Genomic DNA, 13,492 nt, shown 5'->3' with positions numbered 1-13,492 from the left:
AAAAAGTGGCTGCACTAAATGAAGTGTTGAAAGTGGAATCTATTGACTTGAACGCTTTAGTGAATCAGGAAACAAGAATTCACAGGGGTTTATTAGCGGATTATTATTGGATTGTCATAAGATCATGTTCCTGCCTATACAGAATCCTTATGTAGAGTGGGAGTTCCTTTGCATACCAAGGGAACAAACGTAGTTGTAAGTGTTATCTTTATCGTGCAGCTCTAATGGAGACCAATAATTCTCCTTAGAAAGTAGGGTAACTTTGTAAGAAATTAGGTAGTGTTGTTAAGAGTTCGTATCATTAATGTGAAATTTTAATTAAGGACCTTTTATTTTCCATTTATTAATGTATATTATGATGGGTAAATGAGAGAGATTAAAGGAGTTAATTATGGGTACAGAGATATTAATGGAGAAGGTAGAAGATACTCTTAATAGTAGAAAGAAACCTATGGTTGTTAAACTAAATTCTGAACAACTTGACGATTTTATACAAAAATTCCCAGATGCCGGAGAGTTTTTTGGTTTAACCTATCACATTCATGATGATAAGACGGTCACTTTTAACTATAATTCAGATGGAAGAGTTCTAGAAGTATTGAATTTGGTTAAGTGATTGTACTTTAGAGTATCCGGCAGAAATGCTGGATTTTTTTGATCCTAAATATAGGTATATTAATGAGGTTTTGTGATTATCAAAGTCGAGTGATGTAGAAGGAAGATAAAACAGCTCCTACGAAACCGAATATAAATGCAGTCAGTGACAATACAACAAAAGTAACTGGCAAAGCGGAAGCGGGCTCTACAATTACTGTCAAAATGGGCAGGACTGAGCTCGGAAAAGCAAAATCCAATAGCTCAGGGAAGTTCACCGTTACGATGACGTAAAACAAAAGGCCGGTAAAGTTCTATTCGTAACAGCAACCGACAAGGCAAGAAATACGAGCTCGGTCAAAACGGTCACCGACGCAGACAAAACAGCACAAATAAACCGGTAGTCAACGACAAAAGTAACCGGCAAAGCAGATGCCAACTCCACTGTATAAGTACAATCATCTGGAAATCTCATCGGCTCTGCTAAAGCCACGAGTAAAGGAAAACTCACGGTCAAAATTTCTAGGTGAAAAGTCGGAAAAAACCTGTATATCTATGCCAAGGATAAAGAGAAAAATGTAAGTGGGTCATAGAAAATTACTGTTAAAAAGTGACCAGAACACAACTGTTAAATATGTGAAGCCTCTGAGTGAATTCGGAGGTTTTTTTTGTAAAGTTGCAAGTATTCAGGTGAAATTATACTTTGAGAGCGGTGTGGAAGTGGGGAAGAAGAATGAAGAAAAATGATGAAGTGTTTCTTTATTATTTGCAACCATATTAGGACGGTGTTAAGACATGTCGAAACATGAATAAAAAACCTCCGAGAATTCATTCGGTAGCTTATAAATACTTCTATAGCCAAACAAATAGCCGATTTGTCCGAAGAGGATGGCACCGAAACCGATTCCAGGATCAAAGAAGGAATAAAAAGTGGTATTGGCCATGCCTTTTCGATTTCGAGCCGCTTGTTGAAGAGACCACGCTTGAAGAGCCGGTTGAACACCTGTATGAAATATGGGTCAGACTTAAGTCGAAGAAAATAGATTTGGTTCGATATGATATTTCTCTTTATAGAGAAAGTGGAGCTTTGCGTTCAAAGAAACCAGCTTACCAGGGAATACCGCATAAAAATATTAAGTATATTTAGAAAAAAAAAATACTTTGGACCTTTACTATATCAACAAGAATTTTATTGAATATAAATAGTATATGAACGTTCCTAGGGGGGCGGGGTGGTGAAAAAAGCTAGGAAAGTAATCAAACCTTCTGCTGGATTAGGGACAAGAATTGTTGATAAACCGACGATTCAATTTATTGTGGAAGAAGCGGTTACTTCAGGAGTAGAAGATATCATTATTGTCACAGATAAGGGGAAGCGTAATTTTCATAATTACATTACACCCGCAGATAAATTTATATGGAATGACTTTGGTACATCATATAATACCAATTTATCAAAAGTGCTTATCAGTAAATTTATTATAGCGTGGAAAAAGAGATATAGGAATTTGCCGGGCTCAGCAGCTGCTCACGCTGTGAGCTTTGGTTATCAAGCATCAACGTTAGAAGTTGTTAGTTCATTAGCACTTTTTGAAAATAGGTTAATATTAAATTCTAGAAATAATAAAAGGACTAAATTATGATGATGAATAATTTTGAAATAAATGTAGTTTCTCCAATTAAATTCGGGGCAATTGGAGATTCCATTACGGATGACACCCGGGCTTTCCAAGATGCTATAAACTTTGCTCAAGATACAGGAGCGACATTGGATGGCTTTGGTAAAACTTATCTTGTTTCTGATGCTATGGGAAAAATACCATCGAGTGCAGGTTCAACAAGAATAGATTATGGTTTGTATATTAATAAATCTTTAACGATTAAAAATGCGAAATTCAAACTCAAAGATAATTGTAAGGATTTCACAACAGTCCTAAATATATACTCCCCTAAAGATTCATTTGTTAATATTGAGAATGTTACTATTAACGGAAACAAAGAAAATCAAATGCATACCTCTGCTCGAGAAGCTGGAGGCATGCACGGTATTCGTATTTATGGAAATACATTATTAGCAGAAACCGGTTACATTCATATAAATAAGTGTTCAATAAATAACTGTCAGTCAGATGGTTTATTATTTAGGGCAGTCTCCCCACAAAGAGCAGTCATAGAAAACTGTTCATTTATAATGAATACAAGAAATGGTATGACAGATAATGCGTTGGACAATGTAAATATTAAGAATTGTATTTTTTCTGATACCAAAGGAACTTACCCTGAAAGTGGTTATCATTGTGAACCTGATGATAACCAAATATTCAGTTGTAGGGTTATTGAAGGATGTATTACTAAAAACAATGTTACTGGATTTCGCTTTGATATAAGACCTGGAAACTGTGATGGTATTACGATAAAAGATTGCTACAGCTCAGATAATGAGGGTATTTCTTTCATTACTGAATCCACAGAAACTAACCCGCGTTTTTTCAGAAATATAACAATTGATAATTGCAACATGAAACAAATAATATTTTCTCACAACACAGCTACGTCAGGGGCTGGCATTGGTGGTTACAACAACATAAGAATTTCTAATTGTACTTTAAGTAATATTATTGGTATTACATTTAAATCATCAGATGCTGGTACAGGAGAGCAAATAAGTGTAGATAATTGCTATGGAACTGTAATGTTTGTGGGAAGATTTCAAGGGGTGAATATAAAGAATCTAACAAGTAAACTAACGGACAACACTCAAAGGGGTGTGAATGGGCTTTATATAACTACTATGAAAGACTTAGTTATTGATTCGTGTAATTTCGAAAATATTAACAGTATAAGTGTGTCAATTGATTTAAGAAATGGAAATTATGAAAACATTAAAATAAAGAATTGTTCTTTTAAAACAGACGGATATAGTATATTTGCAAAAGGAGATAAAATTTTTATAGACGGCAATACTTTTTACGCTAGAGGTTCGTGGAATTATTGCACAAGGGGTGAAAATACAACAAATGTAATTTATTCTAATAATATTCATGTAAATAAACAAGTGGATGGAACAATCCCATCTGGAGCTTATGTTGACAATCTTCCACTAGAAACCATCAAAACAAACAATATAACTGTATAAAAGTATGGGACTAGGAGTATGCTGTATAGAACTCAAATGGTGAAATTTTTTATAAAACGATAATTGTAACTGAACTTAATAAAAAATGTTTGTGAAATGAGATTAGAAAATACCCTATTTACTGGTACTTTCAACCTCCCCCTTTCACAAACGTTTTGGAGTTAGTATAGTTTCATGGACACATTTTAGTTAAGTCCTTACAATGATTTTTGAGAGGATGTGTCCGTCTTGGAACGTAAAAATACAGGTAAAAAATATAATAATGAATTCAAGAAGACTATTGTAGATCTTTATCACTCGGGTAATTCGGTCAAAGAATTAAGCGGCGAATATGGCGTATCAGAAGTTACCATTTATAAATGGGTTAAAGAATTTACTCCTATCGGTTTAGAGGAAGAGTCCATGACTCCAAAGGAATTAGCCGCCATACAGAAGGAAAACCTTCGGTTAAAGCAAGAAGTTGAAATCTTAAAAAAGGCTATGGCCATATTCGCGAAAAAGTAACCGAGACAGATCTTACCGAATTTATTGAGGAACACAAGAAACAATATCCCGTACAGAAGATGTGTGAAATACTAGAAATCCCAAGAAGCAGCCATTATCAGTCCCTTCAAATAGTCGTATCAAATCGCGAACAGGAAAACCAAGAACTCACGAAGGAAATTCATCTGATTTACCTGGAAAGCAAGGGACGATATGGGGCTCCAAAGATTCATGAAAGCTTATTAACCAAAGGGTTTTCCCTAAGTCTAAAGCGTGTTCAACGTTTAATGAGCAAGGCAAGAATTCGTTCTATTACTAAGAAAAAATACCGTCCCTATCCATCTAAAGAAAAGGTTATTCAATTGGATAATTTGCTAAAACGAGACTTCACTACTCAGACCATTAATGAGAAATGGGTAGCAGATATTACGTATATCCACACGTTAAAAGACGGATGGTGTTATTTAGCTTCGGTATTGGACCTTCATTCTAAGAAAATAGTAGGGTATTCATTTTCTCGTTCAATGACGACAGAACTGGTCATAAAAGCTTTCAATAACGCACACATTTCACAAAAGCCCTCGGAGGGCTTAGTTCTTCATACAGATCTTGGCTCACAATATACAAGCAGTGAGTTTACTCAACATATCCAAAACCATCATATTAAGCAATCCTTTAGTCAGAAAGGTTGCCCGTACGATAATGCCTGTATTGAATCCTTTCATGCCCTATTAAAAAAGGAAGAAGTCAACCACGTACAATATCTAGACTATCAAACAGCTAAATTAGCGATGTTCCAATTTATTGAAGGTTGGTATAACCGAAAAAGAATTCACAGCAGCCTAGGCTATCAAACCCCACAAGCCATTGAAGATCGAATTAGGAATACAGCTTAAGATTTAACTTTTTAGTGTCCAAAATATTGACTCAAATCCAGTTTCTTCTTTTTTGTTCAACATAAGTCGTTCTTAAAAAATTCTATTTTTCAGGTATAATTATATCAATGATTTAACATCTCCTCTTTTATAACTAACTATGTTGTAAAGTCGCCCTAACGTTAGTATTGTATAAAGTTAAAGTACGATTTAACCGGATGGGAATACTTCCATCTAAAAACGAATCTCCATAAGTAGCTAGTCCTCAAATAATATATAATCAAGAATTTTAACTATTCATGTTAAATCTCCTAATAATAAATCTTCTATTACAACCTGTTTCTCCCTTACAGTAAAAGAAATAAACTTTTATATTTTTTCCAAAAATGATATTTAAACTCATTACATTTTCTGAATCATCTCTATATCAATAAACTTGTTAAAGAAGATACATCCATATTAATTTAATTATATATAGTATAAATTCAAAATTAAGTATCTATTATATTCTATTCAATTCTATTAAGAAGGTATCTTATAATGAAAATTAAAGAAGGTAATAATAGAAATATAATGCAAAAGGAAGAAGATTCTCTAAGTAGTAGGAAGAAACCGATGGTTGTTAAATTAAACTCAGAACAACTGGATGAATTTATAAAAAGATTTCCAGATGCCGGAGAGTTTTTTGTTTAACCAATCACATTCATGATGATAAGATGGTCACTTTTAACTATAATTCAGGTGGTAGACTTCTAGAAGTATTGAATTTGGTTAAGTGATTGGCACCTAGTTCTTTAGATACCCAGCAGAAAATGCTGTTTTTTTTTGCGGAAATATAGGAATGCTAATGAGTTCCTGTGTTTCACAAAGTCGAGTTATGTCGGAATTATTTGGAAAATCATCCTTTATTGCTGTTATTTTGATAGGTATAATTAATAAGAGAAAAACAAATAGAAATAGAAATAGAAATAGAAATAGAAATAGAAATAGAAATAGAAAATCAGGAGTTGCTGCGTAAAGAATAGTTTGCTTTTGAAGACTACTCATAGAGAGCATTCTAATGATAAGACTTCAACGTCAGTCCTTAACGTTCAAAATTTGGAGGTAAAGATGAAGAAATATGGTTTAGTATTTATGGCTGGAATTTGTTTAGTAGTATTGGTTTTTGGTCATCTTCATTGGAAAAACATGAGTCAGGCAGCGGGTATAGAGGGTAAAAAAGCTGAAGAAAGAATAAAAGAAAAGGAAAAAGAAGAAAGGGAAGCTTTGATACAAAGTCTAAAACCAGAAAATAATAAACAGCAGTCACTAATAGATTACCTGCATTACAAGTCGCTTACACAAGATAAGGTTATTGTATCCCTTATGGGCAGTAATGGTACTTCAGGAACTGGTGCAAGGAATTCTTCTAATAGTTGGGCAGGACGCTTAGAGAAGAGTTTACGTTCTGAAAGGGATGAATTAGAAACATTAGGTTTTATCAATCATGGCCAAGAGGGGTATTCAACAAAGGATTTGTTAGAAGGTAAAAAAATTGATGGGGTCATTCATGATAATCCTGATCTGGTTATATTTGAAAACCCCTTGATTAACAATCAATATCAATCCATTAGTTTGGAACAGACGGAAAAAGATTTAAAAAACATCATGTCAAAATTACAAAAAGAGCTACCAAATGCAAAGATTCTAATTATTTCACCGAATCCAGTGGCCAATAGTAAATCAGAGAATAGCTTAGAGCTGAATTATTTGGATTATATTAAAGTTTCTGAAGGGGTTATTAAAAAAAATAAATGGACTTATATGAATAGCATGGAAGGGATTGAAAAAAAACTAAAAGAAGAGAATATGAGATTGGCTGATATATTAACAAATGATAATATCCATCCCAATGATCAAGGGCATTACATATGGTTCGAGGTGTTGTACGAATTTTTTAAGGGGGAGTAGTGTCAAAAATAGTCTTCTAATAGGGAGTAATGAGGGAAAAAGTGGTTATAACCACTTTTCCCTCTCTAGAAATAGTTTGAATTATGAATCCTAAGTGGGATTTTCAATATTATTAATTCAAAAAGAGAGACCCTATCATAATTTCTCCATGTTTAACGAACAGTACATTTCCTAACCTCGATAAATTCGCGCATTTCCTCTTTCGATATTCCTGAACCCATAATATCTTTCATGATTTCCTTCCACTCGTCATCCATGCAGTGGTCTACTTGTTCATAGAGTAGGGCATCAACAGTTATACAAAGGATACTTGCGATTTTTTCCAAAACTAAAATAGTAGGGTTTGTTTGAAGGTTTCTTTCCAGTGAGCTTATATAAGATTTTGCCACTCCAGATTTTGTTGAGAGTTCACTAATTGACATTTTTTTTTCTTCTCTAAGCATTTTAACACGGTAACCTATCATGTATATCACACCTACCCATTGATATGTATTATTAATTATTTAATATTTTCAAAAAAACACTTTAATAGTTACTAAGCTTTATTGTTAACTATCACCACTTTAAGTTTACACAGTTTTTCTCTATTTTTAATGATAAATAGGCACTAAAATACTTGACCCAATCATATGTATAAACAGATTTTCTTGCTTATATAGGCATTTAGTTAGGTTTTGCTTTTCATAATTATTTCTAATATCATTAGTTCTCAAGGTAGATGTAGTGTTTACTAATATTTACTGAATACCCGCCTAGGCGGGGTTTTTATATGAAATCGCTAAATTGACACAAATTATTGTAATTGTTTCGTTCGTAATACTATTAATAATTTTTGAAAGCATTTTTTCATTGAAAAAGTATTCAATCAATGTAAATTTCATGTAAATTTCCTAGAAAAAACATAAATATAGGTAATATTATGGTATAATGCAATAGGTCATTTTTAATATTTTGGGAGGATAATATGGAAGAAACTATTAGTATTAAAGATATTTTTCAAACATTAAAGAAACGTTGGAAGTTAATAACGTTACTAACATTAATCGCCGCGTTGATTAGTGGTGCAATATCTTATTTTTTATTAACACCTGTTTACCAATCATCCACACAGATTTTAGTTAATCAGAAACAATCGGGGAATCAACTTGACTCTAATCAAATACGATCTAATATTGACATGATTAATACATACAGTGTGATCATAAAAAGTCCTGCAATCTTAGAGAAGGTTATTGATGATCTTGATCTTCCACAAAGCGTGGATCAACTTAGTCAAAAAATTATGATTAACAGCCAAGAAAATTCTCAAGTCTTCTCTTTAACGGTTCAAGATAGTGATCCATCGAAGGCAGTCGAAATTGCAAACGCAGTGTCTGGAACATTTCAAAAGGAAATCAAAGATATAATGAATGTCGACAATGTTAGCATACTTGCGAAGGCAGAAGTAAAGGAAAATCCTACACCAGTAAAACCATCTCCATTATTGAATATTGCTATTGCGGTGGTAGTTGGGTTGATGGCTGGAATTGGCTTGGCATTTCTATTAGAGTACATGGACAATACGATTAAAGACGAGAAGGATATTGAGACACTCCTTGACTTGCCATTACTTGGATCAATTCAAAAAATATCGCAACATAAATAAAGAACCATTCAGTGACATTAAGAAAGGAAGTGGGATTTTGAGAAGTAAAGATGAAAAACAAGTGAATTTAATTGCGCAGACTAATCCAAAATCGCCTATTACTGAACAATATCGATTAATTAGGACAAACATACAATTCTCTTCAGTGGATAAAGAAATCAAAACTATTGTGGTTACTTCCGCGGAGCCTAATGATGGGAAATCGACTACAGCATCCAACCTAGCGATTGTGCTGGCTCAAGAAGAGAAAAAGATATTACTTGTGGATGCGGATTTAAGGAAACCATCGGTTCATTATGCTTTTAACCTTAGTAATATACATGGACTTACTAGCGTATTGACAAAGAAAATGGACTTAAGAAAAACTATCTCGAATTCAAATGTTTCAAATTTAGACATTTTAACAAGTGGACCGATACCACCTAATCCTTCAGAGTTATTAAATTCCAAAGCGATAGAAACAGCTATTAATGAACTAAAGGGTATCTATGATTATATCATTTTTGATACACCGCCAGTTCTTGTAGTCACTGACTCTCAAATTGTAGCTAATAAATGTGATGGCGTGATCATGGTAGTGGCAAGCGGCAAGACAAACAAACAAAGTGCAGTAAAAGCAAAAGAACTTTTAGGAAAAACTAATACAGCATTACTTGGAGTCGTTTTGAATGGAATTGAATCAAATACCAGCAATTATTATTACTATCAATCCTAAATAAAATATTTTTCGACAAATTAATACCCTATTTACTAGCTGTTTTTTATGCTAATATTAACAGGGTATTAATTCCTATATGATTGCTAAGTGATTATGCCTATTATCCCGTTTGTATAAAGGAAGTGTATGAAATTTGATTGACTTACATTGCCACATTCTCCCTGGAGTTGATGATGGATCCCCGGATATGCAGAAAAGTATGGCCATGGCAAAGGAAGCGGTAGAAGCAGGGATAACCGATTTATTTGCCACACCACATCACTTAAATGAGAGATATGTAAATGTGAAGGATAACATTATTGATCGTGTATTTGAGTTAAATGAGTGCTTACAACAAGAGAATATTCCTCTTTCTGTTCATCCTGGACAAGAATTGAGAATACATAGAGAATTATTTGTTTCCCTTGAAAAGGGAGAAGTACTAACGCTTGATAATACCGACAAGTATTTATTGCTAGAACTCCCGTCAGGACATGTACCCACATACACACAAGAACTGATCTATGAGCTTGTGTTAAAAGGGATTACACCAATTATTGTACATCCTGAGAGAAATAAGGAATTGTTAAAGAATCATAATCTATTATTTAAATTGGTTCATGAAGGTGCCTTAACTCAACTTACTTCTGGTAGTATTATCGGTCTCTTTGGTAAAAATATTAAGTCATTTTCAAAAAAAATTATTGAACATAATTTGGCTCATTTTATTGCAACAGATGCCCATAATATTGCCTCTAGGGGATTCACTTTACAAGAGGCTTATGGAACAATCACAAAAATATATGGAATTGAGCGTGCACTTTATTTCAAAGAAAATGCTGAACTGCTTGTCCAGGGGCAAAGTCCTTCTATTGAAAAACCAGTACCGTTTAAAAAGAAAATCTTAGGAATCTTTTAGAATTATAGTTAATCAGGAAACGCTTTCATAATTATAATATAACCTTCGAATATGTGTAAAGTTTTGTAGGGGTATTTAGAAAAAATAATGGATTTGGTGTAGATGGATTTATCCAAAATCCATAAGGAAGCACTACGTTACATAAGACAAGATGCTCCTTAAGTCTTATTACACCAATTAAATACGACACTGAGAAATACTCTTGACTATTAAGAAAAGAAGCTCCACAAAAGTGTAACGTTGCACTTTGAGAGTCATGATAATGGTAGAACGAAATTTAATCTAATTATTAAATGAAATAAGTACCTTTTTTATTAAAAAGAAAGGGCTTGAGAGCATTAGAGGATAGTGCTCTATACTGAATTTAAATGTGATGATTATGAATACATTATTAAAAGTAAAAGGGGGAAATTTGGTTGGCCTACCGAAATCGACTAACACTACTGGCGCTTTTAGATTCCTTAATTGTATTATCGGCCATTTATGTAAGTTATTTAGTACTACATCCATATTTAGAAATATTTAAGTTAACAGCACTCTTAGTCAGCTCAGTCTCTCTATTAATTAGTCATCATATTTTTGCTTCTATTTATAAGTTGTATAAAAGGGCATGGGAGTATGCAAGTATCGGAGAGTTAATATCCATAGTAAAAGCTGTAACCTTATCAGTTATCACTACAGTCATAATCCAGGTTGTGGTTTTTCAGGATGTGTATGTAAGAGCTATGGCATTAACTTGGATGATGCATGTCATCCTTATTGGTGGTTCCCGTTTTTCGTGGAGAATGCTGCGTGACCGCTTAGTAAATAATCAAATGGAAATCAAAAATACATTGGTTATTGGAGCGGGATCGGCAGGAACCATGGTTGTTCGTCAACTTCTTAATAATCATGATACTGCGCTTAAACCAGTAGCTTTCATTGATGATGATCCGAAAAAAGACAAATTAGACATCTTAGGAATACCTGTTGTGGGCAACTCTAAACATATTCCTGAAATGGTTGAAAAATATCGCATTGATAATATTGTTATTGCGATACCTTCATTAAGTAAAAAAGAATTAAAGGTCATCTTTGATGAATGTGTGAAAACAAATGCCAAAACACAGATCATGCCGATGATTGAAGATATTATGTTAGGAAAAGTAGCTGTTAATCAATTTAAAGAAGTGGAAGTAGAAGATTTATTAGGAAGAGAACCCATTGAGTTAGATATTAATAGTATCTCGAAATACGTAACCGGCAAGACCATTTTAGTAACGGGGGCTGGGGGATCAATTGGTTCAGAGATTTGTCGTCAAATATGCAGATTCTCTCCTGGAACTCTTATTCTACTAGGACATGGAGAAAATAGTATTTATCAAATTGATATGGAACTGAAAAAGTTATATGCAGATCATATCGAGATAATACCTGTAATTGCAGATATTCAGGACCGAGAAAGAATTTTTGAAGTGATGGGCACCCACCGACCTGATGTTGTTTACCATGCGGCTGCACACAAACATGTTCCACTAATGGAATACAATCCACGTGAGTCGGTTAAGAATAACATTTTTGGTACAAAGAATGTTGCAGAGGCGGCAGATACGTTTGGTGTAGGGGCGTTTGTCATGATTTCATCTGATAAAGCCGTTAACCCAACAAACGTTATGGGATCGACAAAACGGATTGCCGAAATGATCATACAGCAGTTAGCTAAAAATAGCACAACAAAGTTTGTTGCCGTTCGCTTCGGAAATGTCTTAGGAAGCAGAGGTAGTGTAATTCCTTTATTTAAGAAACAAATTCAAGCTGGTGGACCAGTAACAGTCACCCATCCAGATATGACCAGGTATTTTATGACTATACCGGAAGCATCTAGGTTGGTTGTTCAAGCTAGTTCTTTAGCACGTGGTGGAGAGATTTTCGTACTTGATATGGGTGAACCAGTTAAAATCGTAGATTTAGCGACAAATCTTATACAACTTTCGGGTTATACAGTTGAGGAAATTGGAATTGAATTTTCTGGAATCAGACCGGGTGAGAAGATGTATGAAGAACTATTAGGGGAGAAAGAGGTTCATAGTGAAGCTGTGTTCCCTAAGATCTTTATTGGGAAAGCGGTCTTGGAACAGGAAGAGGAAATACAGTATCTTTTAAGCTCACATGATACTCTATCTTCAATAGAACTTAAAGAATTCGTTATAAATTTAGCTAATAGGAGAAAGAACAATATTTTTTCAGTAGTGAAATAGATTTAAGGAGGAATTTGATTGAAGAAAGTCAGAAAAGCTATAATTCCTGCAGCAGGTTTGGGTACTCGGTTTTTGCCTGCCACAAAAGCGATGCCAAAAGAGATGCTACCAATTGTTGATAAACCAACGATTCAGTACATCGTGGAAGAAGCTGTTGCATCAGGAATAGAAGATATAATAATCGTAACTGGAAAAGGCAAACGTGCAATTGAAGATCATTTTGATTTCGCTCCTGAACTTGAACAAAATCTAATGGAAAAAGGAAAGTCAGAATTGCTCGATAAGGTACAGTACTCTACTAACCTTGCTAATATCCATTACATTAGACAAAAGGAGCCTAAAGGATTAGGTCATGCTGTATGGTGTGCACGTAAATTTATTGGGGACGAGCCATTTGCTGTACTTTTAGGTGATGATATTGTACAGAGTGAGACTCCATGCTTAAAGCAGCTGATTAATCAGTATGAAGAAACAAATCATTCTATAATTGGAGTTCAAACTGTACCTAATGGAGAAACGAATCGCTATGGAATAATAGACCCTGCTTTTCAAGATGGCCGACTTTACCAAGTTGAAAACTTTGTAGAAAAACCAGCATTAGGAACAGCCCCTTCTAATTTAGCAATAATGGGACGATATATTCTTACTCCTGAAATCTTCAGTTTTCTTGATCAACAGGAAGCTGGTGCAGGAGGAGAAATTCAGTTAACAGATGCGATACAAAAGTTAAACCAGATACAACAAGTTTTTGCTTATGATTTTGAGGGAAAACGATATGATGTTGGGGAGAAGTTGGGGTTTGTAAAAACGACGTTAGAGTTTGCTTTGCAGAACGAAGAAATAAAAGATGAGTTAGTAGAGTTCTTAGAACAAATGATTAATAGCATTTCTTCGCAAAAAATCAATGCATAGGAATCAATGTTTTTCATTAACCACGAATTATAGTTAACCAAGGG

General features: G+C 34.0%; 11 protein-coding genes and 3 pseudogenes. 12 read left to right on the top strand and 2 right to left on the bottom strand.

Going from position 1 to position 13,492, the window contains the following annotated elements; genetic code table 11:
- Nucleotides 1–391 precede the first annotated feature (391 nt).
- A complete protein-coding gene (locus tag NST21_RS19945; protein ID WP_340890857.1) occupies nucleotides 392–616 on the top strand; it encodes a hypothetical protein in 225 nt (74 codons plus the stop codon).
- A gap of 125 nt (nucleotides 617–741) precedes the next feature.
- Nucleotides 742–888 (top strand): annotated as a pseudogene (locus tag NST21_RS28925) (Ig-like domain-containing protein); the annotation flags it as partial.
- A gap of 494 nt (nucleotides 889–1,382) precedes the next feature.
- On the opposite strand, the pseudogene NST21_RS19940 reads toward NST21_RS28925, so the two are convergent.
- Nucleotides 1,383–1,595, bottom strand: a pseudogene (locus NST21_RS19940) (hypothetical protein); the annotation flags it as partial.
- A 234-nt stretch (nucleotides 1,596–1,829) separates the two neighbouring features.
- Between NST21_RS19940 and NST21_RS19935 the strand changes: the two are divergent.
- From NST21_RS19935 to NST21_RS19915, 5 genes and pseudogenes are all read left to right on the top strand, one after another.
- Nucleotides 1,830–2,000 (top strand): annotated as a pseudogene (locus NST21_RS19935) (UTP--glucose-1-phosphate uridylyltransferase); the annotation flags it as partial.
- A gap of 233 nt (nucleotides 2,001–2,233) precedes the next feature.
- Nucleotides 2,234–3,730, top strand: a complete 1,497-nt coding sequence (locus tag NST21_RS19930) for a right-handed parallel beta-helix repeat-containing protein (protein ID WP_340890856.1) — start codon at nucleotides 2,234–2,236, stop codon at nucleotides 3,728–3,730.
- A gap of 228 nt (nucleotides 3,731–3,958) precedes the next feature.
- Nucleotides 3,959–5,109 (top strand): IS3 family transposase gene (locus tag NST21_RS19925; protein ID WP_445670477.1). Its coding sequence is split into 2 segments (ribosomal slippage): nucleotides 3,959–4,208 and nucleotides 4,208–5,109, totalling 1,152 coding nucleotides; the frame shifts between segments, so codons are not numbered across the junction.
- Between the two features lie 519 nt (nucleotides 5,110–5,628).
- Entirely contained in the window at nucleotides 5,629–5,781 is a 153-nt protein-coding gene (locus NST21_RS19920) for a hypothetical protein (protein WP_340890855.1), read from the top strand.
- A 417-nt stretch (nucleotides 5,782–6,198) separates the two neighbouring features.
- Entirely contained in the window at nucleotides 6,199–7,038 is an 840-nt protein-coding gene (locus NST21_RS19915; protein WP_340890853.1) for an SGNH/GDSL hydrolase family protein, read from the top strand.
- Between the two features lie 152 nt (nucleotides 7,039–7,190).
- Here NST21_RS19915 and NST21_RS19910 read toward each other — a convergent pair whose 3' ends face one another.
- Nucleotides 7,191–7,502 (bottom strand): helix-turn-helix domain-containing protein, encoded by a 312-nt coding sequence (locus NST21_RS19910; RefSeq protein ID WP_340890852.1) that lies wholly within the window; start codon nucleotides 7,500–7,502, stop codon nucleotides 7,191–7,193.
- Nucleotides 7,503–8,002: 500 nt separating this feature from the next.
- Between NST21_RS19910 and NST21_RS19905 the strand changes: the two genes are divergently transcribed.
- From NST21_RS19905 to galU, 5 genes are all read left to right on the top strand, one after another.
- On the top strand, nucleotides 8,003–8,683 hold the full coding sequence (locus NST21_RS19905; RefSeq protein WP_340890851.1) for a YveK family protein: 681 nt from the start codon (nucleotides 8,003–8,005) through the stop codon (nucleotides 8,681–8,683).
- Nucleotides 8,684–8,720: 37 nt separating this feature from the next.
- On the top strand, nucleotides 8,721–9,398 hold the full coding sequence (locus NST21_RS19900) for a CpsD/CapB family tyrosine-protein kinase (RefSeq protein WP_340890850.1): 678 nt from the start codon (nucleotides 8,721–8,723) through the stop codon (nucleotides 9,396–9,398).
- Nucleotides 9,399–9,534: 136 nt separating this feature from the next.
- Nucleotides 9,535–10,299: a tyrosine-protein phosphatase gene (locus NST21_RS19895; protein WP_340890848.1), complete on the top strand. Its 765-nt coding sequence runs from the start codon at nucleotides 9,535–9,537 to the stop codon at nucleotides 10,297–10,299.
- Between the two features lie 416 nt (nucleotides 10,300–10,715).
- Complete coding sequence (locus tag NST21_RS19890; RefSeq protein WP_340890847.1) at nucleotides 10,716–12,536, top strand: polysaccharide biosynthesis protein; 1,821 nt, start codon at nucleotides 10,716–10,718, stop codon at nucleotides 12,534–12,536.
- A gap of 18 nt (nucleotides 12,537–12,554) precedes the next feature.
- Nucleotides 12,555–13,448, top strand: a complete 894-nt coding sequence (gene galU, locus NST21_RS19885; protein ID WP_340890846.1) for a UTP--glucose-1-phosphate uridylyltransferase GalU — start codon at nucleotides 12,555–12,557, stop codon at nucleotides 13,446–13,448.
- Nucleotides 13,449–13,492: the final 44 nt, after the last annotated feature.

The organism is Peribacillus sp. FSL K6-1552, assembly GCF_038005205.1.
GTDB lineage: Bacteria > Bacillota > Bacilli > Bacillales > DSM-1321 > Peribacillus > Peribacillus butanolivorans.
The sequence above is the reverse complement of the archived record's forward strand: the minus strand, read 5'-3'. Positions and strand labels throughout refer to the sequence as shown.